11 protein-coding genes are annotated in these 22,071 nt (G+C 66.6%); 8 read left to right on the top strand and 3 right to left on the bottom strand.

Annotated features, from left to right (window positions below):
• Positions 1–93: 93 nt before the first annotated feature.
• Both AC1RAD_RS18365 and AC1RAD_RS18360 read right to left on the bottom strand, forming a co-directional pair.
• Positions 94–2,415: a sensor histidine kinase gene (locus tag AC1RAD_RS18365; protein WP_492736444.1), complete on the bottom strand. Its 2,322-nt coding sequence runs from the start codon at positions 2,413–2,415 to the stop codon at positions 94–96.
• A gap of 6 nt (positions 2,416–2,421) precedes the next feature.
• Complete coding sequence (locus AC1RAD_RS18360; RefSeq protein WP_070062643.1) at positions 2,422–3,249, bottom strand: response regulator transcription factor; 828 nt, start codon at positions 3,247–3,249, stop codon at positions 2,422–2,424.
• Positions 3,250–3,870: 621 nt separating this feature from the next.
• On the opposite strand from AC1RAD_RS18360, the gene AC1RAD_RS18355 reads away from it, so the two are divergent.
• The 8 genes from AC1RAD_RS18355 (at position 3,871) to AC1RAD_RS18320 (ending at position 20,219) form a co-directional block, all read left to right on the top strand.
• On the top strand, positions 3,871–10,983 hold the full coding sequence (locus AC1RAD_RS18355; RefSeq protein WP_492736443.1) for a tandem-95 repeat protein: 7,113 nt from the start codon (positions 3,871–3,873) through the stop codon (positions 10,981–10,983).
• 61 nt (positions 10,984–11,044) lie between these two features.
• Positions 11,045–12,379 carry a TolC family outer membrane protein gene (locus AC1RAD_RS18350; RefSeq protein ID WP_492736441.1) on the top strand — a complete coding sequence of 445 codons (1,335 nt, stop codon included), beginning with the start codon at positions 11,045–11,047 and terminating at the stop codon, positions 12,377–12,379.
• Positions 12,376–14,568 (top strand): type I secretion system permease/ATPase, encoded by a 2,193-nt coding sequence (locus tag AC1RAD_RS18345; protein ID WP_492736440.1) that lies wholly within the window; start codon positions 12,376–12,378, stop codon positions 14,566–14,568. The genes AC1RAD_RS18350 and AC1RAD_RS18345 overlap by 4 nt, the downstream gene beginning before the upstream one ends.
• Positions 14,565–15,812, top strand: a complete 1,248-nt coding sequence (locus AC1RAD_RS18340) for a beta-barrel domain-containing protein (RefSeq protein ID WP_492736438.1) — start codon at positions 14,565–14,567, stop codon at positions 15,810–15,812. The genes AC1RAD_RS18345 and AC1RAD_RS18340 overlap by 4 nt, the downstream gene beginning before the upstream one ends.
• 64 nt (positions 15,813–15,876) lie before the next feature.
• Positions 15,877–16,320: an outer membrane protein assembly factor BamE domain-containing protein gene (gene bamE, locus AC1RAD_RS18335; protein ID WP_492683701.1), complete on the top strand. Its 444-nt coding sequence runs from the start codon at positions 15,877–15,879 to the stop codon at positions 16,318–16,320.
• A gap of 23 nt (positions 16,321–16,343) precedes the next feature.
• The gene (locus AC1RAD_RS18330) at positions 16,344–16,733 is read left to right on the top strand and encodes a hypothetical protein (RefSeq protein WP_492736436.1); all 390 of its coding nucleotides are present in this window, start codon (positions 16,344–16,346) and stop codon (positions 16,731–16,733) included.
• A gap of 105 nt (positions 16,734–16,838) precedes the next feature.
• Positions 16,839–17,009 (top strand): hypothetical protein, encoded by a 171-nt coding sequence (locus AC1RAD_RS18325; protein WP_157627413.1) that lies wholly within the window; start codon positions 16,839–16,841, stop codon positions 17,007–17,009.
• Between the two features lie 1,161 nt (positions 17,010–18,170).
• Positions 18,171–20,219 (top strand): hypothetical protein, encoded by a 2,049-nt coding sequence (locus AC1RAD_RS18320; protein ID WP_492736434.1) that lies wholly within the window; start codon positions 18,171–18,173, stop codon positions 20,217–20,219.
• Between the two features lie 516 nt (positions 20,220–20,735).
• Here the strand turns inward: AC1RAD_RS18320 and AC1RAD_RS18315 are convergent.
• Positions 20,736–22,067, bottom strand: coding sequence for a sulfatase family protein (locus tag AC1RAD_RS18315; RefSeq protein ID WP_492736432.1), 1,332 nt, complete (start codon positions 22,065–22,067; stop codon positions 20,736–20,738).
• Positions 22,068–22,071: the final 4 nt, after the last annotated feature.

The raw sequence follows: 22,071 nt of genomic DNA, 5'->3' as shown, positions 1-22,071 counted from the left end.
GATATATCGAAATAGAAAGCGAAAGCCCACCCATCGGGCGACCCTGCCGGTCGCATGGGTTCTGGCTGGGGGGCTCCTTCGGGCGAGAGCGGGCTACAGCGGACGCAAAGGCGCCGCGCGCGCAATCAACCGGATCTGCTCGAAATCCAGCCGGTCCAGCGCCTGGCGAAGCGTCAGCACCATCGGCTGGCTGTGCGCCTCCGTGGCCAGCCGGTTCACCCACTCGTGCAGGTCGCTCCAGCGGCCGTCGCGGGCAAGCACTTCGAGTTCGTCCTTCTGCGCCGGCGACAGCGGCGTCAACACCGGCAGCAGCCGGCCGCGCGCCCGGGGCCTGGCGCGCGGGCGCGGCGCGGCGATGGGTTCCGATGGCGGCGGTGCAGGCGCGTCCGACGAAGGCGCCGGCTCGGTCGACAGCGAGAACACCACCCGCGTCCCCGAGCCCATGCCGCTGTGAATGGCGAGCCGCCCGCCCATCCGCTGCACGATGCGCTGCGCAATCACCAGCCCGAGGCCGCCGCCCGCCATGCTGGGCGCGTTGTCGGCCAGCAGGCGCGTCATGCGCTCGAGCGTGTCGGCGTCGATGCCCGTGCCGCTGTCGGTCACCTCGAAATGCAGCTGCCACGCGCCGTCGCTCGGTTGCGCCTGCAGGCGCAGCCCGATGGCGCCGTTGCGCGTGAACCTGGCCGCGTTCGACAGCAGGTTCAGCACCACCTGCTGCAGCCGCTTGCCGTCCAGGCGGACCAGGGCCGGCAGCTCGCCGTCGATCGTCAGTTCGAAGCTGTTGTGCTGGCGCTGCGCGAGCGCGTGCGCGTACTGCGCGACGTTGTCGACCAGCGTGCGCAGTTGCACCGGCTGCGCCTCGACGGCCAGCGGCGCCAGCTCGCCCTTGGCGTAGTCGACCAGGTCATCGATCAGCTCCAGCTGGTAGGCCGCGCTGCGCTCGATGGTGGCGAGCCGCGCGGGCGCGGGCGTGTCGCTGCCGTCCTGCATCAGCTTCAGGTTGCCCAGGATGGTGGCCACCGGCGCGCGCAGGTCGTGGCTGATGTAGGCCAGCAGTTCCTTCTGTTCGCGCGTGCGCTGCTCGGCCTGGCCCAGCGCCTCGCTCAGGGCGCGGGTCTTGCGCACCACTTCTTCTTCGAGCCGCTGCTGCTCCTGGGCCTGCCACTGCAGCAGCGTCTGCTGCGCCGCATTGCGCTGGCGCGTCTCCTGGAACGACCACGCCGTGATCGCGAACGCGCCCACCAGCATGCCCGGGAAGGCCAGCGCATAGTGGTCGAAGTCGGACATCGAGCGCTCCGCGAATATCAGCGCCGACATGCGCATCAGCGCGCCCACGCAGATCACGAGCATCACCATCAGCGACAGCCGCCCGCCCGGCCCGGCGCGCCGCTGGTAGATGAAGGTGCAGACCGTCAGCGCGAGCACGATCAGCGGCGCGTTCACGATGCCGATGGCCGCGAAGGTCGCGTAGGGACCGAGCAGGGTGCCCAGCAGCACGACGATCTCGACACCGGCCAGCGCGAACAGCAGCGGGCGCCCCGGCACGCGCACCGGGCTCTGGCGGCCGCGCTCGTGAAAGTACAGCAGCAGGCACAGCGCCGTGGCCGCCACCATCACGCTGTGGCCGCGGTAGCTCCAGACGGTGCTGTCGGGCCACAGCGCGATGCGCGCATAGCCCCGGTAGGTGGCCTCGTACAGCGCCAGCAATGCAAAGCTCCCCGCCTGGAACGCGAGCATCGGCGCGCGCGAAATCCACCACAGCGCCGCCGAGTACACCGCGAAGGCCAGCAGCCCGCCGATCAGCAGGCCGCTGAGCAGCGCATGGTTGCGTTCGATGTGGTGCCACGCCTCGTCGGTGTGCAGCTCCAGCACCAGCTTGATCTGGCCCGTGCTCATCACGCGCACCAGCACCTGCACCGACTCGCCCGGCTGCAGGTCGATCTGCAACTGCGGAATGCGGTCGTGGCGGTGCGTGCTGTCCATCGGGTCGGACACGCCGGCCTGCGCGTGCGTCCATGCGGGTTGGCCATTGCGCGTGCGCAGCAGATGAAAGTCGACATGCCGCAGCCACGTCACGTTGAGCCCGAACCGCGCCGTGCGCACTTCCTGCGCATCGTTGACCAGCGACAGGCGCAGCCAGACCGCCGAGGTCGAGAACCCGCGCATCAGCTGGTCGGGCGTGGCGGGCACGAACCCGTTCGCACCGCCGCTGGGCAAGGCGAGCACCTCGCGCGCCGACAGGCGGGCCGTGGGGTCTTCCAGCACTTCGATGGTCTGTTCGACGGCAACGTTGCCCCGGGTCAGCGCGCTGAACCTGACGGCTTCCGCCGCGCTGGCCGCGAAGCCCCACAACCACAAGGCCAGGCCGAGCAGCAGACCGCTTGCCCACCAGGGGCGTGTGCGCACCGGATGCATCGCGCGTCAGGTGCCGGAACGTTCGACACCGGCCTGGCGGCAGGCCGAGGGCGTGCAGTCGAAGTACTCGCGAAACGCCGTCGCGAAATTCGCGGCGCTCGAGAACCCCACCGCCGCGGCGATCTCCTCGATGCGCATGGCCGATTCGAGCAGCAGGCGCTGCGCCTCGTGCAGCCGCGCTTCGCGCACGAACTCGAACACCGTGCGGTTCGTCAGTTCCTTGAACACGCGCGACAGGCGCTTCTCGTGCGTGCCCACGCGCGCCGCCAGCTCGCGCAGCGGCAGCACGCGGCTCAGGTCGGCCAGTATCAGCCGCTCGGCCGCCTGCATGAGCGCGCGGTCCATGCCCGAGCCCGGCGCGCCACCGTCGTTCGCGGCGGGGCTGTCGGGCGGGGGCGCCGGCTGCGGGGCAGGGGCGGTGCGCGCCCTGCGGGATTCCGCCAGCGCCAGGTGAATCTCGACACGGGCCATCACCTCGGCCGGGTCGAAGGGCTTCACGATGTAGTCGACCGCACCGGCGCGCAGGCCCGTCAGGCGCTCTTCCAGGCTGGCCGACGAGGTCACGAAGATCACCGGAATGTCCGCCGTGGCCGGGTCGGCCTTCAGCAGGCGGCAGGCGGCAAACCCGTCGGTGCCGCCCAGGCGCACGTCCAGCAGCACCAGGTCCATCTGCAGCGTCGTCGCCCGCCGGTAGCCCTCCATCGCGTCGAAGGCGAGCGTGATGCGGTAGCCGGTGCCCCGCAGCGTTTCCAGCAAGAGCTTGAGTTCGTCAACGTTGTCGTCGACAACCAGCAGATGAGCTCTCCGGGGCTCCGGAGGTGACCAATAGGACATGGAAAGAGGGGGCGCCGGCACCGCGTTGGAACGCCCTGTGGCCGAAACAATGTAACCAAGAAATTAATTTGGTAATCATTGTCACAAGAAATGCAAATTCATCCAATGACCGGTCTTCATTCCTGATCGATCCGCCCGCCATTGCCGCCCGAGGCCTTAAAAAAGGTGCCGCGGCGAGGGGGTCTGTCAGAGGGAAAACGGGGGGCTGGACAGGGCCTGCCCGGTATTGCAGGAAATAGCCGGGCCGATTCCGTCCATCAAAAGAATTGGACGCTCCGGCAAAAGCCCGTAAGCCAAAAGACCGCCAGCGCTCGCTTTCCCAACTTGCGAATTGCTGATTTTCTTTCGCCAATCGTGTGAAGTATTCGACATTCACACACGTTTGTGAACAGTTGTACGCCACGGCAAACGCCACGGCCTCTCCGGCAAAAGTCCGGACACCCCCCCGAACCAAGAATCCCGCCCCATGCAAGCGCAAGCCTGCGTGACCCGCACACCGGGTCGCGCCGGCGAGTCCTCGAGAGCCACCCGCGGCCTTCGAGATTTCCCAACGTGCGACCCGGGCTGTTCGCTGAAAGCGAAGGCTCGCCCGAGGTCCGGAGTCAAGGAGAAAGACCAATCATGGAAGCTGTTTACAAGTCTGGTGGCGCGTCATCCCGCAAAGCGACGGCGGAAGCCCCTCTGGTTCTGGATCGCCCGTCGATCGTCACGCTGAAGATCGCGCCCGAGAGCGTGCTCAAGTTCGAGCGCCGCGGCGACGACCTCGTGCTCGTGCTGCGCGACGGCCAGGAAGTCGCCGTGCGCGGCTTCTTCGCCGAGTACCCCGACGCCGGCCGCAACGACCTCGTGCTCGAAGACGGCGCCGGCGTGCAGTGGTGGGGCCAGTACACCGCGCCCTGGAAAGACTTCCACTTCACCGAGATCGAATGGAACGACGCCGGCGGCGCCTTGCTGCCCGACGGCGTGCCGGGCTGGCTGCTGGGCGCGCTCGGCGTGCTGGGCGTCGGTGCCGCCGCGAGCGGTGGCGGCGGCGGTGGTGGTGGCGGCCCGGCCTTCATCCCGCCGTTGCTTCCCGCGCAGAACCGCGGCCCCGAAGGCAAGGCCGACCCTGTCGTCACCGATCAGGACAAGCCCGTGACCGGACAAGTGCACGCGACCGACCCGGACCGTGACACGCTGACCTACACCGTCGCCAAGGGCCCCGAGCACGGCACCGTCACCGTCGATCCGTCCACCGGCCAGTTCGTCTACACGCCCAAGCCCGGCTACGAAGGCCCCGACAGCTTCGAGGTGACCGTCAGCGACGGCAAGGGCGGCACCACCACCGTCACGGTGCCCGTGACCGTCTCGCCCGTGAACGACGCGCCCACCGCGCCCGACTACACCGAGACCACGACCGAAGACACGCCCGTGAGCGGCCGCGTGACCGGCAGCGACATCGACAGCGGCGACACGCTGACCTACACGAAGGGCAGCGACCCGGCGCACGGCACGGTCACGGTCAACCCGGACGGCACGTACACGTACACGCCGAACCCGGACTTCCATGGGACGGACAGCTTCACTGTCACGGTGAGCGATGGCCATGGCGGGACGACGACGAGCACGGTGACGGTGACGGTCGATCCGGTGAACGATGCGCCGACGGCGCCCAACTACACCGAGACCACGAACGAAGACACGCCGGTCAGCGGCAAGGTGGTTGGCAGTGACGTGGACGGCGACACGCTCACGTACGTGAAGGGCAGCGACCCTGCACATGGCACCGTCACGGTCAACGCGGACGGCACCTACACCTACACCCCGGGTGCCAACTTCCACGGTACGGACAGCTTCACCGTGACGGTGAGCGATGGCCACGGCGGCACGACGACGAGCACCATCACGGTCACCGTCGATCCGGTGAACGATGTACCCACGGTGCCCGACTACGCCAAGACCACGAACGAAGACACGCCCGTCAGCGGCAAAGTCGTTGGCAGCGACGTCGATGGCGACACGCTCACGTACGTGAAGGGAAGCGACCCGGCACATGGCACCGTCACGGTCAACGCCGACGGCACCTACACCTACACCCCCGGTGCGAACTTCCACGGCACGGACAGCTTCACCGTGACGGTGAGCGACGGCCACGGTGGCACGACCACCAGTACGGTGAATGTGACCGTCAACCCGGTCAACGACGCACCGACGGCGCCCAACTACACCGAGACCACGAATGAAGACACGCCGGTCAGCGGCAAGGTCGTCGGCAGTGACGTGGATGGCGACACGCTCACGTACGCGAAGGGCAGCGACCCGGCGCACGGCACCGTCACGGTCAATGCCGATGGCACCTATACCTACACCCCGGGTGCCAACTTCCACGGCACGGACAGCTTCACCGTGACGGTGAGCGACGGCCACGGCGGCACGACGACGAGCACCATCACGATCACCGTCGATCCGGTGAACGATGCACCGACGGCGCCCAACTACAACCAGACCACGAACGAAGACACGCCGGTCAGCGGCCAGGTCGTTGGCAGCGACGTCGATGGCGACACGCTGACGTACACCAAAGGCAGTGATCCAGCGCACGGCACGGTCACGGTCAATCCCGATGGCACGTACACCTACGTCCCTGGCGCCAACTTCAACGGCACCGACAGCTTCACGGTCACCGTCAGTGACGGCCACGGCGGCACCACCACCAGCACCGTCAATGTGACCATCAACCCGGTCAACGACGCACCGACTGCGCCCAACTACACCGAGACCACGAACGAAGACACACCGGTCAACGGCAAGGTGACGGGCGCTGACGTGGACGGCGATGCGCTGACCTACACGAAGGGCAGCAATCCCTCGAATGGCTCGGTGGTCGTCAACCCCGACGGCACCTACACGTACACGCCGAACCCGAACTTCAACGGTACCGACACGTTCACCGTCACGGTCAGTGACGGCCACGGCGGCACGACGACGAGCACCATCACGGTCACCGTCGATCCGGTCAACGATGCCCCCACGGCGCCCAACTACAACCAGACCACGAACGAGGACACGCCCGTCAACGGCAAGGTCACCGGCAGCGATGTTGACGGTGACACGTTGACCTACACCAAGGGCAGCAATCCTTCGAACGGCTCTGTCACGGTCAATCCGGATGGCACATACACCTACACGCCGAACCCGGACTTCCATGGGACGGACAGCTTCACGGTAACGGTGAGCGATGGTCACGGCGGTACGACGACGAGCACGGTGACCGTGACGGTCGACCCGGTGAACGATGCACCGACGGTGCCTGACTACACCAAGACCACAGATGAAGACACGCCCGTGAGCGGCCAGGTCGTTGGCAGCGACGTCGATGGCGACACGCTGACCTACGTGAAGGGCAGCGATCCAGCGCACGGCACGGTCACGGTCAACACCGATGGCACGTACACCTACGTCCCTGGTGCCAACTTCCACGGCACCGACAGCTTCACCGTCACGGTGAGCGATGGCCATGGCGGCACGACGACTAGCACCATCACGGTCACGATCGATCCGGTCAACGATGCGCCGACAGTCCCCAACTACACCGAGACCACGAACGAAGACACGCCCGTCAACGGTCAGGTCGTCGGCAGCGACGTTGACGGCGACACGCTGACCTACACCAAGGGCAGCGATCCGGCGCATGGCACGGTCACCGTCAATGCCGATGGCACGTACACCTACGTCCCTGGTGCCAACTTCCACGGCACGGACAGCTTCACCGTCACGGTGAGCGACGGCCACGGCGGCACGACGACCAGCACCATCACCGTCACGGTCGATCCGGTGAACGATGCACCGACAGTCCCCAACTACACCGAGACCACGAACGAAGACACGCCGGTCAGCGGTCAGGTCGTCGGCAGCGACGTCGATGGCGACACGTTGACCTACACCAAGGGCAGCGATCCAGCGCACGGCACTGTCACGGTCAACGCCGATGGCACGTACACCTACGTGCCCGGCGCCAACTTCAACGGCACCGACAGCTTCACCGTCACGGTGAGCGATGGTCACGGCGGCACCACCACCAGCACGGTGAACGTGACCGTCAACCCGGTCAACGACGCGCCGACGGCGCCCAACTACACCGAGACCACGAACGAAGACACGCCGGTCAGCGGCCAGGTCGTCGGCAGCGACGTCGACGGCGACACGTTGACCTATACGAAGGGCAGCGATCCAGCGCACGGCACCGTCACGGTCAATCCCGACGGCACGTACACCTACGTCCCTGGCGCCAACTTCAACGGTACCGACACGTTCACCGTCACCGTGAGCGACGGCCACGGCGGCACGACGACCAGCACCATCACGGTCACCGTCGATCCGGTGAACGACGCGCCGACGGTGCCCAACTACGCGCAGACCACGGACGAAGACACGCCCGTCAGCGGCCAGGTCGTCGGCAGCGACATCGACGGCGACACGCTCACCTACACGAAGGGCAGCGATCCAGCCCACGGCACGGTGACTGTCAACGCTGACGGCACGTACACCTACGTCCCCAGCGCCAACTTCAACGGCACCGACACGTTCACCGTCACCGTGAGCGATGGCCATGGCGGCACGACCACCAGCACCGTCACCGTGACGATCGACCCCGTCAACGACGCCCCGGTGTTCGTCGACGGCGGCGGCACGCCGGTGGACACGGCCACCGGCTACGTCTTCGGCTACGACGAGAACCGCCCCGCAGGCACCGTGCTCGGCACGGTCCAAGCCACCGACGTCGACAGCGCGAACGTCACCTACAGCATCCTCTCGGGCAACGATCAGGGCTACTTCGCCATCGACCCCACCACGGGCGCGATCAGCCTCACGGCGGCAGGCGCTGCGGCCTTCGTCAACGACTACGAAGCAGGTGCCAACGCGCACGCGCTGGTGATCAGCGCGACCGATGGCACGGCCACGACCACCATCCCCGTCACGCTCAACGAGCAGAACATCAACGACGCACCGACGGTGCCCGACTACGCCAAGACCACGGACGAAGACACGCCCGTCAGCGGCCAAGTGGTCGGCAGCGACGTCGACGGCGACACGCTGACGTACGCCAAGGGCAGCGATCCGTCGCACGGCACGGTCACCGTCAACGCCGACGGCACCTACACGTACACGCCCAGCGCCGACTTCAACGGCACCGACAGCTTCACCGTCACGGTCAGCGACGGCCACGGCGGCACGACGACCAGCACCGTCACCGTGACCATCAACCCCGTCAACGACGCCCCGGTGTTCGTCGACGGCGGCGGCACGCCGGTGGACTCAGCCACCGGCTACGTCTTCGGCTACGACGAGAACCGCACAGCGGGCACCGTGCTGGGTACGGTCCGCGCCACCGACATCGACAGCGCAACCGTCACCTACAGCATCCTCTCGGGCAACGACAACGGCTACTTCGCGATCGATCCGGCCACCGGCGCGATCAGCCTCACGGCGGCAGGCGCAGCGGCCTTCGTCAACGACTACGAAGCTGGCGCCAACGCGCACGCGCTGGTGGTCGGTGCGAGCGACGGCACCGTCACGACGAACATCCCCGTCACGCTCAACGAGCAGAACGTCAACGAGGCCCCAGAGGCTCCCGACGACACCAAGACCACGGACGAAGACACGCCGGTCAGCGGTCAGATCATCGGCAGCGACGTCGACGGCGACACGCTCACCTACGTGAAGGGCAGCAACCCGTCGAACGGCACGGTGACGGTGAACCCCAACGGCACCTACACCTACGTTCCCAACGCCAACTTCAACGGCACCGACAGCTTCACCGTCACGGTGAGTGACGGCCACGGCGGCACGACCACCAGCACGGTGACCGTGACCGTCAACCCGGTGAACGACCCGCCGACGGCCACGGCGACCGACGCCGGCATCGTCTCCGAAGGCAGCCTGCCCGGCGGCATTCCGGCGGTGGGCGAGCCGTCGTTGCAATCGACCGGCAAGATCTCCATCGCGGACCCCGACAGCCTGGCCGGCGACCTGTCGGTGTCGCTCAGCGGCCCGACCGGCGTCACCTCCGGCGGCCAGCCGGTGTCGTGGACCTGGGACGCGGGCACGCACACGCTCACGGGCAGCGTCACCGTCGACGGCGTCACCACCCAGGTGATGACCGTGGCCGTGGGCAATGTCACCGCCACAGGCGCGGGGCAGTTCGAGGCGGGCTACACCGTCACGCTGAAGGCGCCGATCGACCACCCGACGGGCAACGGCGAGGGCGTGTCGAACCTGCACTTCGAGGCCGTGGTGAGCGATGGCCAGCTCAGCGGCGCGCCGGTGGGCTTCAACGTGCCGGTCAAGGACGATGCGCCGGTGCTCGTGAACGGCGAGCAGTCCGTCGACGTGGCACCGATCAACACGAACCTGATGGTGATCCTGGACCTCTCCGGGAGCATGGGCGAGGAGAACCCGACGCGGCTCTCGCGTGCGAAGGAGGCCATCAAGAACCTGATCGACGGCTACGACATGTACGGCGATGTGCGGGTGCAACTCGTCACCTTCAGCACGACCGGGCAGGCACAACAGGCCTGGATGACGGCGGCCCAAGCCAAGACGCTGGTGCAGAGCCTGGAGGACGGGGGCAGCACCAACTACGACGCCGCCCTGGCTACGGCGATGACCGGCTTCGAGGCCAATGGCAAGCTGCAGGGCGCCCAAAACGTGTCCTACTTCCTCACGGACGGCGAGCCGACCCGGGGGGACGGCAACACCGGCCAGCTCGGGAACAACAGCAACGGCAGCAACGCGGCCGACTTCGGCATCCAGGCAGCGGAAGAAGCGCTCTGGAAGACCTTCCTCACCAACAACAAGATCAACTCGTTCGCACTGGGTCTCGGGTCCGACCTCTTGCCCGCGGCGCAGGGCATCATCGACCCCATCGCCTACAACGGCAACACCGGCACGAACACCAACGGCAAGATCGTCACCGACACGAGCCAGCTGAACGACATGCTGCAAGGCACGATCAGCGTGCCGCCCACGGTCAGCAACCTGCTGACCGGCGGCCTCGGCGGTTCGTCGGGCTTCGGAGCCGACGGCGGCCATGTGTCCACGCTGACCATCGACGGCACCACCTACACCTTCGACAGCAGCACGGGCCTGATGACGAAGACCGGCCCGGCCACCGGCAGCGACTACAGCTACAACCAGGCGACGCACCAGGTCACCATCGCCACCGACAAGGGCGGCAAGCTGGTGGTGGACTTCGACACGGGCGAGTTCAGCTACCAGGTGGCACCGCGCACCACCTCCTCGCACAACTACGACGAGACCCTCAGCTACCAGGTGGTCGACCGCGACGGCGATGCGAGCAACGTGGCCACGCAGACGCTGCACGTCAACTACACGCCTGCAGCGGGGGCGGCAGCGCTCTTCACCTCGGCAGACTCGCTGGGCCTGGCCGGCGTCGACGAAGTGACGGTGTCGATCGAGCAGCAACAGCAACCGCACGATGCGCCGCATTTCCCCTTCGGCGACAGCCCGGCGTGGGGCGGGCTGCAGCTGTCCGACATGCTGCAGGGCTTCGGCGCCGTCGAGTCGCTGCACGCGCTGCTGCAGGCCGCGTTCCCGCCGGCCTTCGGGGGCGCGCAGGCGTCTCCCACGGTGCTGTCGCTGGCGTCGTCGGCCGATTCGCTCGCGGCCTACGCACCGCCCGTGGCGCCTTCGCTCGACGACGAGCTCCACATGGGCCTCGCGCTTCACCACTGACCGACCGGTGTGCCGGCGCCGCTTGCGGCGTCGGCACCTGGTGGTCTGCACGTCTTCACGCATGCTTGCTTCCCGTCATCTTTCGTCTGCTGCCGCGGGCCTTTTCTTCCTGTTCGCCGGATCGGCGGCGCTTGCGCAAGCGAGCACCGTCGCCCCGCTGGGCATGGCCGAGGCCGTGCGCCTGGCCGCCACCTCGCATCCGACCGTGCGCAACGCCGTCGGCCAGGCGCTGCAGGCGGGCGAGGGCATTGCAGCCGCGCGCTCGGGCTACTACCCGCAGGTCAGCGCCGGCGTCAGTGCGCGCACGGGCAACCGCCAGCTGCAGGCCGACGGTCGCCGCCAGGTGCACCAGGCCTCGCTGTCGGTGACCCAGCTGCTGTACGACTTCGGCAAGGTGTCGAGTGCCGTGAGCGAAGCCGAAGCCTCGGCCACCGCCGCGCGCGCCAAGCTGCTCGTGGCGGTCGACGACGTGGTGCGCGACACCGCGCAGGCATGGATCGAAGTGCATCGCCAGCAGGCGCTCGGCGAAATCGCGCAGGCCCAGGTGAAGGGCGTGCAGTCGCTGGCCGGCCTGGTGGGCGAACGCCAGGCCAAGGGCGCCACCAGCCAGTCCGACGTGGCACAGGCGCAGTCGCGCCTGGAAGCCGCGCGCGCCCAGCAACTCAACACCGCGTCGCAGGCCGAGCGCTGGCGCCTCAACCTCATGCACCTGACCCAGGGCCGCACGCCGGCCGGCATCGCCGGCGAAGCGCCCGCGCCGCTCGCGAGCGCCTGCGCCGCGCAGCTGCAGACGGCCTTGCCTGCGCCGACCGTGCAGATGGCGCAGGCCGAGCGCGACATGGCGCAGGCCGCGCTGCGCGGTGCCGATGCGCAACTGCTGCCCACGCTGTCGCTCAACGCCGCTGTCAACCGGGGGCTCGAATCGGGCGCGCGGCCCGCCGGCCAGTCCGCCAACGAAAGCACGTTCACCGTCAACTTCACCGCGCCGCTGTACGAAGGCGGGCGCAGCCAGGCCCGCCAGCGCGCCGCCGCGCACGCCGTCGAGGCGGCCGAGGCCGCGCTGGGCTATGCCGAACTCAGCGTGCGCCAGCGCCTCGAAGACGCGCGCGTGCAGTCGCAAGGCCACGCGCTGCGCCTGCCCGTGCTCGCCGCGCGCGTGCACAGCACGCAGCGCACGCGCGACCTGTACCGCGAGCAGTACCTGCAGCTGGGCACGCGCTCGCTGCTCGACCTGCTCAATGCCGAGCAGGAGTTCCACGGCGCGCGCTTCGAGCAGGCCGAGAGCGCGCACGAAGTGCAGCGGCTCGCGGTCGAGTGCCTGTACCAGTCGGGCCGCCTGCGCGAGGCCTTCGGGCTGGTCGACGCGGGCGAGCTCGTCGCCGGAGGCCAGCCATGACCGCCACCACCGTGCCCGAACTGTCCGCCGCGCGCGGCCCCGAGCTGCTCGCCGGCTGGGTCGATGCCGTGCTGGCCGTGGCCGCCCACTACCACCTCGACACCTCGCGCGAGCGCATCCGCGGCGCCGCCGCGTGGAGCGACCACGAAGACATCGGCGAGCGCGTGCGCCAGATGGCCCGCCAGGCCGGGCTCACCGTGCGCCAGGTCGCGCCGCGCCTGGACACCCTGAGCCCCTGGCGCCTGCCCGTGGTGCTGCAGCTGCGCGACGGGCAGGTGGCCGTGGTCACCGCCATCTCGGCGCAGGGCCTGCGCGTGATGCTCGGTGGCGACCAGGGCGCGGAAACCGTCTGCACCGTGGACGAGCTGCAACCCGCGCTCGAAGCCATGGCCGTGCTGCGGCCCGCGCAATCGGCGCCCGACTCGCGCGTGGACGCCTACATCCGCCCGGTGGAGCCGCACTGGCTGCGCCAGATCGTGCTGGCCGACTGGCGGCCCTACGCCCACATCCTCGTCGCGTCGCTGGCCTACAACCTCATGGCGCTGGCCGGCACGCTGTTCTCGATGCAGGTGTACGACCGCGTCGTGCCCGCGCAGTCGCTGCCCACGCTGCACGTGCTGTTCGGCGGCGTGCTGCTGTCGATCGCGTTCAGCTGGGTCATGCGCGGCGCGCGCATGCGCATCACCGACGTGGTGGGCAAGCGCGCCGACCTGCGCATTTCGGACCGCGTGTTCGGCCACGCGCTGCGCGTGCGCGGCTCGGCACGCCCGCGCGCCACCGGCACCTTCATCTCGCAGCTGCGCGAGCTGGAGCCCGTGCGCGAAATGCTCACGTCGACCACCGTGGCGGCCGTGGCCGACCTGCCGTTCTTCTTCGTGTTCTGCGTGCTGTTCTGGTTCATTGCCGGCTGGCTCGTGCTCGTGCCGCTGGCCGCGTGCGTGCTGCTGATCGTGCCCAGCCTGCTGGCGCAGCCGCGCCTGCGCGCGCTGGCCCAGACGGGCATGCGCGAGTCGTCGCTGCGCAACGCCATGCTGGTCGAGGCCGTGCAGGGCATCGACGACATCAAGGGGCTGCAGGCCGAGCCGCGCTTCCAGAACCAGTGGAACCACTACAACGCCGTCAATGCCGACTCGGGCCTGCAACTGCGCGCGCTGCTCAACACCCTGAGCAACTGGACGCAGACCGTGCAGGGCGCCGCCTTCGCCTTCGTCGTGTTCTTCGGTGCGCCGTTGGTGATGGACGGCCACATGAGCACCGGCGTGCTCGTGGCCGCATCGATTTTGTCGACCCGCATGCTCGCGCCGCTGGCCGGCGTGACGCAGGTACTCAACCGCTGGCAGCAGGCCAAGGTGGCCGGCGAGGCGCTCGACCAGCTCATGAAGCTCCCGGTCGACCACCCGCCGAATGAGACCCGCGTGCACCGGCCCGCCGTGCAGGGCGACTACACGCTGCACGACGCCGTCTTCAGCCACGACGGCCAGACCACCGCGCTGCACGTGAAGGCGCTGCACATCGGCGCCGGCGAACGCATTGCCGTGCTCGGGCGCAACGGCGCGGGCAAGTCGACGCTGCTGCAGGCGCTGTCGGGCCTCATCGAACCGCGTGCGGGCAGCGTGCTGCTCGACGGCGTGTCGATGGCCCACATCGACCCCGCCGACGTGCGCCGCGACGTCGGGCTGCTCGCACAAGACGCGCGCCTGTTCCATGGCACCCTGCGCGAGAACCTGCAGATGGGCACGCCCCACGCCACCGACGCCGAACTGGTGGCGGCCCTGCAAGCCACCGGCGCCTGGGCCTTCGTGCGCCGCCTGCCCACCGGGCTGGACCATCCGCTGCTCGAAGGCGGGCGCGGCCTCTCGGGCGGACAGCGCCAGAGCCTGCTGCTCGCGCGGCTCCTGCTGCGCCGCCCCGGCGTGCTGCTGCTCGACGAGCCCACCGCCTCGCTCGACGAAGTGGCCGAGCGCGAAGTGATCGAACACCTGCGCGCGCTGCCCGCCGGCCGCACGCTGGTGCTGGCCACGCACCGCCCGGCCGTGCTCGAGGCGGTCGACCGCATCCTCGTGGTGGACGGCGGCGCCGTCGTGCTCGACGGGCCGCGCGAGCAGGTGATGGCGCGGCTGCGCCAGGGCGCGGTCGCCTCGCGCGAGGCCATGGCCTCCGCAGGCCGCAGCAAGGAGGGGCAGGCATGAACGCCGTGACATTGACCAAGGCGCAGGTGCAAGCCGCCGCACAGGCACCGGCCGTATCCGCCGCCACCGTGTGGGGCCCCGGCGGCGCCGACGACTTCGACGAAGCCCGCGCCAGCGGCTCCGCGCGCGTCGTGTGGTTCATTGCGCTCTTTCTGCTCGCCTTCTTCGTGTGGGCCTGGGTCTTCGAGATCGACGAGGTGTCCAGCGGCATGGGCAAGGTGATTCCCAGCTCGCGCGAGCAGCGCATCCAGTCGCTCGAAGGCGGCATCCTGGCCGAGCTGCGCGTGCACGAAGGCCAGATCGTCGAGAAGGGCCAGGTGCTTGCGCAGCTCGACCCCACGCGCGGCGAATCGAACGTGGAAGAAACCGCCGCGCGCTACCGCGCCGCCCTGGCCAGCAGCGTGCGCCTGCGCGCCGAGGTGCAAGGGCAGGGCAGCCTGCAGTTCCCCGCCGAGCTGAAGGCCTACGCGCAACTGGTCGATTCCGAAAGCGCGCTCTTCCGCTCGCGCCAGGGCAGCCTGCGCGACACCGTGTCCGGCCTGGGCCAGGCGCTTTCGCTCGTACGCAAGGAGCTCGACATCACGCGCTCGCTGCAAGTGAGCGGCGCGGCCAGCAACGTCGAGCTCATCCGCCTGCAACGCCAGGCCGCCGACCTGGAACTGAAGATCGCCGAGGCGCGCGCCAACTACATGGTGCGCAGCCGCGAAGAGCTGGCCAAGGCCGATGCCGAGGTCAAGTCCTTGTCGTCCGTGGTGCGCGGGCGTGCTGATTCGCTCGAGCGGCTCACCCTGAACTCGCCCGTGCGCGGCATCGTCAAGAGCCTGCAGGTCACCACCATCGGCGGCGTCGTGCCGCCCAACGGGTCGCTGCTGACGCTGGTGCCGCTGGACGACCAGCTGCTGGTCGAGGCGCGCATCTCGCCGCGCGACATCGCCTTCATGCGGCCCGGGCAGGAGGCGCAGATCAAGATCACCGCCTACGACTACGCCGTGTACGGCGGCCTCAAGGGCCGCGTGGTGACCATCGCGCCCGACACCCAGCGCGACGAGGTCAAGCCCGAGATCGTGTACTACCCCGTGCTCGTGCGCACCGACTCCGACGCACTCACCGACAAGGCCGGCCGGCGCATGCCCATCGTGCCCGGCATGGTGACCACCGCCGACATCCGCACCGGCCGCAAGACCGTGTGGGACTACCTGACCAAGCCGCTGAACAAGGCGCGCGAAGCCATGCGCGAGCGCTGACCCGCGCGCGCTCATTTCCCACGAAACCCATCCGACACCCATCCGACCCAAGAGGACGCTAGCCATGAAAAACACCCCGCACGCATCCCCCGCCGCTGCCGCCTTCGTGCTCGCTGCCGCGCTGCTCGGCGCCGCCGCCCCTGCGGTGGCCCGCGACAACCCCGTGGACCCCGTGAGCAACCCCGACAAGCTGGACTACCGCGACGTCGAGGCGCGCCGCCCCGACTTCAAGGAGCCCTTTCTGCGCGATGGCGTCGTGTCGCGGCCCGAGCGCTTTCGCGAGATCAAGCCCGGCCTCAACCAGGCCCAGGTGCTCGCCGTGCTCGGGCAGGCGCTGAAGCAACAGCGCGGCGCGCTCGGCACCGAGTGGGACTACCACTTCAAGTTCCAGATGCCCCAGTCGGCCAACTACCTCGTGTGCCAGTACAAGGTCGTGTTCGACGACAGCCAGGCCGTGCGCAGCGCCGTGTGGCGCCGCCGCCAATGCCTGGACCTGCTGCCGCGCTGAGCCGCAACGCCGGCCCGCAGCCCATGCCTCGCGATTCCAAGCGCGCGTCCCGTCCCTACGAGGCCTTCGTGTACGGCAACTCCGCCGACGAGCCCACGCGGCTGGCCGAGCGTTGCCTGGAGGTGATCGAGGGCACGCTGAAGAGCGTCGACCGCGTCGTGGCCTGCCTGCGTGCGGCCGAGCTGGAACACGGCATCGGCATCGCGGCCATGACGCGCGCACAGATCGCCGACGCCGCCGAATGGCACCGCGCCAAGCTGCAGGGCCTGCTGGCCGTGAAGCTGCAGCTCACCAACCGCGGCGGCGACATTCATCTGGTGGACGACCTGCACCTGGTCGTGCGGCTCAAGTCGCGCCTCACCGCGCCCGGCGGCTTTCTGCCGGAGCTGTACCACCTCATGCCCCATGGCTGAGGTGGACGACGCGGCCCTCGCGGTGGATGCGGTCCACCGCATGGGGCTTGGTCATCTTCCGGCGTTGAACGACGACGCCCGCACGGCCGCCCCGGGAGCCGCGCCGTGATCCGCCGCACCAAGCGCTTTCGCAAGAACCTCTACCGGTTGAGCGACGTGGCGCTGTGGCTGCTCCTTGCGCTCTTCCTTGCGCTGGCGGCCGATGCACTGCCGGCGCGAGGCGTCAGCCAGGACCACCACGACAGCGAAGCCGAGCGCGCCACGCACGCGCACTAGCTGGCGGCCGGCCCTGAGCCGAATCTTGCTTCGCCCCGTCTCGCCTCCGGCGAAGCAGAAAAACCGGGGCACCTCAGATATCTCGTCGATTCGAGAAATCGTCGACGAATTCTTTTCTCTTGCGCGGCTTCGCTTCTCTACAGTGAATGCCCCCGCGACAAGACGGCCCGCTGTAGCGGCCGACGAACCCCGTGAAAGGAACGCCTTCTCCCCATGCATCCATTGATCGATTGACGAGCGAATGAACCGCTTTGCCTCACGGCGGGTGTCGATGTCTCTTTGTGAAGCAGCGACACGAATGTGAGGCACAAAAGGCGACGGCCAGGGTGCGTGAACACCCTGACCGTCTGACCAAGAGACGTGCACAAACTTGAAGGAAGGCACACCAAATGGCTGATCGAATTATGGCCGGGCGTTCCACGCCCCAATCTCCCCGCCGCAAGAGTGGGGCGACACCTCCATCCACCCCCACAGGCGAAGACGCCCGAGATCTCCTCGAAGTCAAACTGGCCCAGCTGAACTCCCTGCTGTGGTGCTGCTACGGCGACGGCAACGGCTGGTTCGAGGAAGCTGGGGAGAAACACCGGGATCACATGCTGTGGATCGCGGCGGATCTGGCGCGGGATGCGGAGAGGTTGTTGGGGGAGAGTGGGAGGGGGTAGGGGGGCGGCTGCCGTGTCTATGTGACCGGCAGCGGTTCGCTCTCCCGTTTTCTTCAACGTAGCAAGAGGCGGGTGTTGTCGACTCCTCGATCGAGGGTTGACCGCCTTGCCGCGGGAGCGGACGGTGCGCGTAGGCCTCAGACGGACCGCTTCGTTCCAAACGGCGGACGGGACTGCAATTCTTGCTCGCGGTCCCCGGGGAAGCCACTGGGCCTTCCTACTTAGACTTAGGGGGCTCGTTCCCACCATTCGGTCGAGCTCTCAATTGGAGCCAGCCAGAAGATGGGGGGCGTGTGAGCGTTCTCAAAACGGCCTCATCTTCCTTCGCTGTTCTCCGGCATGAGACATCGTCGCCTCGGGAAGCGGCCATGTCTTGCATCCAGGGTGAGCTTTTGAAGGCGGTCAGCGGAAAGGATGCTCTTCCGGAGTTGTCGAGTGCTCTGCCGCGCTGACGATTTCGCACCAAAGCTATGGCGCGGGCTAGGCATACTTCGTGACCATGACCAAGCAACAAGAAAAGCTCTCCATCGAACAACTGAAAACAGCGTTGGAATCCCTTGATTTTGCAAAGGTGCGACCGCTTCTGGAAGCGGCAGGAGGTCCAGCAATCGACCATCAGGATGTTGCGGAGGCCATTCGGCGCGCGGGAAAGCTAGTACTTCAATACCCTGTTGCCTCCGAAACGAAGCGAGATGCACTTTTGGTCGCACTAGCCGACTATGTGGACGGAGTTGAGACCGACGATAAACCGTCCTCACCCATTCGGATCGCTATCGAAACCATCAAGGTGGCCGAGGCAGCCTACCGAAAACTTGTAGGCGAGTTGTCCAAAACTGACGCTTCGAAGCTGGACGCGACGGTGCACGTCGCCGCGGCGCTGCAACGGGCAGAGAGCGACTTGAGCTTGCTCACCGCGCAGTTCCACGAGCAAATGGCACAGCGCGACAGCATCACTTTGAACATGGGGGTGATTGACGATTTTGGCAATTCAGTCGACATGGACGGCGCGTTGGAGAGTTGTGTCGACTTCGTGTCGATGACAGTGAAGATGGAGGCGTTCAAAGGCAAGTGGTACGACGCGGATGAGCAAATCGTCGTGCCGGAATTGCCGGACGTAAGCGAAGAGGAAATTCTTAAAGCCGGGTCCACGTTCTTTCTAGCTGTCATGTGGCAGCGTTGGCAAAAGACTGAAGAGAAGGCGAGAGTTTTGGGAAGAAAACTTCGATTTCTTTCTGACGAGGAGCGCCCCAAGGGAGCTCCCTTGGAGTTGAAGTTGTTCATCGCTGATGAAGGGGATGACTCATCAGACTGGTTGCATCGCATAGCGCTAGAACGGATCAATGACAAGCTCTCGCAGAATCTTGTCGAGATGAAGGCGTCTTTAGGCATCGAAGGAACGCAAGGCGGCAGGTACTCGTCAGCGCAAGTACGCCCTCTTCCCCCTCACCATTGGGCTTCGGACGAAGAGGTTCACGCTATTTGGGGACTAACCCAATTTCTCGCATATGACGCGCTAGCGGACCAAGAGCGACCAGGTGGGCTTCGCTTGGTCGAGTGGGTGCGCGGCTACTATGCGCTGATGCATCTAGCGCGAAGTGGAACTTCTGGAGAAGTTTGTCGAACTAGGTCGGGCTGGCAGCACTACCTTGCAGGCTTCGGACTCTCCGCAGCGACTTCAGAGACGCTGATCGCACGACTAACCTTCAAACGCTCAAGCCGCGACCTCTTTGACCATCCGTTCATCAAGCTTGCGAACGGAAAATACAGACTTTTCTCACCTGCAGTTCGGTCCCTTAACATCCCAATTGTTGTCCTTTCAACGTTGAGCCATCTGAGCGTGCAACTGGGGAAAAAGGGCAAAGGATTTGAGGCAACTGTTAGGGAGACGTTTGAGGACGCGGGTTTGAAAACATACTCGATCAAAGAGAAACGCGCCGGCGAGGAATTCGAGTACGACGTTATTGTTCCTTGGGGAGATTTCCTGTTTGTCATCGAGTGCAAGAACCGCTCACTACCCTTCGGAAGTCCAGTTCAGATGCACTACTTTGACTTGGAGACAAAGGACAATCTTCGTCAGGTTCATCGCCTGATGCAAGGCTTAGACGACTATCCCGACATGCTGGAAAAGCACATTTCTGCAGACGCAGTTTCCAAGACCAGAGTACCGGTTATCTTGAACTGCTTTCCATATGCGGCACCTGGGCCTGTTGAAGGAGTCTATCTCTACGACTACTCTGCGCTTTCACGATTCTTCCTCAGTGGAGAAATCGTGCTGAAGATGGCTCAACCAGGTAAGACGGTAGAGGAGTTCGCCACGGGCAAACGGCTCTGGGCTGGGGACAAGCCTTCACCACAAGACTTTCTGGCACAGCTGAAACTCCCCTTGCAACTTGAGTCAGTGAAGAGCTCGCTTAAGTTGAGGCCTGAGGGCTTTCCGCTCCCTCCCGATTGGTGGGCATTTGGTAAAGAGTTTGCTCGCGAAGAATCAAAGGACCTCACAGACGCTTGGGCAAAGGTTACTAAGTCGGTTCAGGACCTTGGTGCTTGATGGGGAAGTAGGTCCAGCCGGAATCTGAGTAGCCGATCTAATTCCCAGCAAGCGCGTCGCGAACTTCATTTCGATGCCCTCCACAGAATGGGCATTGCTGGCGGAACGTGTACCAACACGAGTGATAGTCCAGCCAGCCGGTGGTCACCCGGCGACAGTGCACACTTCGGCGTCCACAACTTGCTCCGACGCTGCCGGGTCAGATCTATGGGCCTTGTCCCCGACGAACAGGCCCTTGCGATGTGTGGTCTTACCTCTGAATTCTGAAAACGACGAAGGAGTACGGTGTCGTTGCGCCCTGCAGCGCATTCTTCAAGAGTCTCAACGACATGGAGAAGAGCTTCCCCTTCCGCAGCGAGCGGCGCAAGCAGTGCAGAAGCGGTCGTAGTGCACGGCTGCCTTAGGAGGCTTCAATCAGTATGAAGCGTCCATCTCGGCGATGCTGGTCGCAGCACTCTGGGGAAGGACTACTCGGGAATAAACGCTTTTCAGCGACGAATTCCCGGCACTCGCGTTTCACCTCTGCGGCATATCCTTCACCGAATAGCCAAGGCTCACAGTCGCATCCTCCGGAATCCCCGGCATCGTCGCGTTCCAAGCCTGCCACTGCGCCCGCATCGCCTCCAGCCGCCGCGGCTCCTTCTTCCCGAGGTTCGCGCGTTCGCGCTCATCGGCCGGAATGTTGAACAGGTACTCGTTGCCGTCGACCTTCAGGTACTTCCAGTCGCCGTCGCGCATGGCTTCCTGGCCGCGATGGTTCATGCGCCAGTGCAGGGGGCGGCGGAAGGTGTGGGTGGCGTCTTTCAGCACGGGCATGAGCGACACGCCGTCGAGCGGGTACGCCGCGTCGGCCTTCACGCCGGCGGCGTCGAGCATGGTGGCCGACCAGTCCATGGTCATGCACAGCTGGGTGCTCTCGCCGCCCTTGGCGATCACCTTCGGCCAGTGCGCGATCCATGGCACGCGGATGCCGCCTTCGGTCAGGTCCATCTTGCCGCCGACGAGCGGCCAGTTGTCCGAGAAGCGCTCGCCGCCGTTGTCGCTGGTGAACACGACGAGGGTGTTGTCGGCCATGCCGTGCTTTTCGAGCGCGGCCATGATCCAGCCGATGCCCTCGTCCATGTGATGGATCATGCGGCGGTACACATGAATGTTGCCGCCCGACAGGTCGAACAGGTTGTCCTTCACGAGCGGCGCCTTGTCGGCGTCGTCGCGGGTTTCCCACGGCCAGTGGGGGGCGGTGTAGTGCAGGCTCAGGAAGAAGGGCGCCTCTTGCGTGGCCATGCGCTCGACGTAGTCGACGGCGCGCTTCGACAGCACGTCGGTCAGGTAGCCCTCGTCGTCCTTGTGCTCTTCTTCGCCGTACCAGAGGTCGTGGCGGCCGGCCGAGTCGCAGTGGGTGAAGTAATCGACACCGCCCGACATGGGGCCGAAGAATTCTTCATACCCCGAGCGCAGCGGGCCGAAGCTGGGCGGGTAGCCCAGGTGCCACTTGCCGATGAGCGCGGTCTTGTAGCCGCTGTCTTTCAGCAGCGACGGCAGGGTGGGGTGCTCGGTGGGCAGGCCCAGCGTGGTGCTGCCGCGGCTTCGGCTGTTGATGGGCTCTTCGGCCGCGCCGCGCAGGCGGTACTGATACCGCGCGGTGATCATCGCGAAGCGCGTGGGCGAGCACACGGGCGAGTTCGAGTAGCCCTGCGTGAGCTTCAAGCCGTTGGCGGCCAGGCCGTCGAGCACGGGCGACACGCGGCCAAAAGGCGCCTCGCGGCCGCCGTAGCAGCCGAGGTCGGCATAGCCGAGGTCGTCGGCCACGATGAAGATGATGTTGGGGCGGGTGCTGCGTGTCGTCATAGGT

Source organism: Variovorax sp. GW823-FHT04B03 (assembly GCF_058796495.1).
This window is presented reverse-complemented; position numbering and strand designations above follow the sequence as displayed.

What these genes read in the sequence shown, in the direction of transcription:
- AC1RAD_RS18320 (WP_492736434.1), top strand. Translation starts at nt 18,171, where the DNA reads ATGACCAAGCAACAAGAAAAGCTCTCCATCGAACAACTGAAAACAGCG.
- bamE (WP_492683701.1), top strand. Translation starts at nt 15,877, where the DNA reads ATGAAAAACACCCCGCACGCATCCCCCGCCGCTGCCGCCTTCGTGCTC.
- AC1RAD_RS18350 (WP_492736441.1), top strand. Translation starts at nt 11,045, where the DNA reads ATGCTTGCTTCCCGTCATCTTTCGTCTGCTGCCGCGGGCCTTTTCTTC.
- AC1RAD_RS18365 (WP_492736444.1), bottom strand. Translation starts at nt 2,415, where the DNA reads ATGCATCCGGTGCGCACACGCCCCTGGTGGGCAAGCGGTCTGCTGCTC.
- AC1RAD_RS18330 (WP_492736436.1), top strand. Translation starts at nt 16,344, where the DNA reads ATGCCTCGCGATTCCAAGCGCGCGTCCCGTCCCTACGAGGCCTTCGTG.
- AC1RAD_RS18340 (WP_492736438.1), top strand. Translation starts at nt 14,565, where the DNA reads ATGAACGCCGTGACATTGACCAAGGCGCAGGTGCAAGCCGCCGCACAG.
- AC1RAD_RS18345 (WP_492736440.1), top strand. Translation starts at nt 12,376, where the DNA reads ATGACCGCCACCACCGTGCCCGAACTGTCCGCCGCGCGCGGCCCCGAG.
- AC1RAD_RS18360 (WP_070062643.1), bottom strand. Translation starts at nt 3,249, where the DNA reads ATGTCCTATTGGTCACCTCCGGAGCCCCGGAGAGCTCATCTGCTGGTT.
- AC1RAD_RS18355 (WP_492736443.1), top strand. Translation starts at nt 3,871, where the DNA reads ATGGAAGCTGTTTACAAGTCTGGTGGCGCGTCATCCCGCAAAGCGACG.
- AC1RAD_RS18315 (WP_492736432.1), bottom strand. Translation starts at nt 22,067, where the DNA reads ATGACGACACGCAGCACCCGCCCCAACATCATCTTCATCGTGGCCGAC.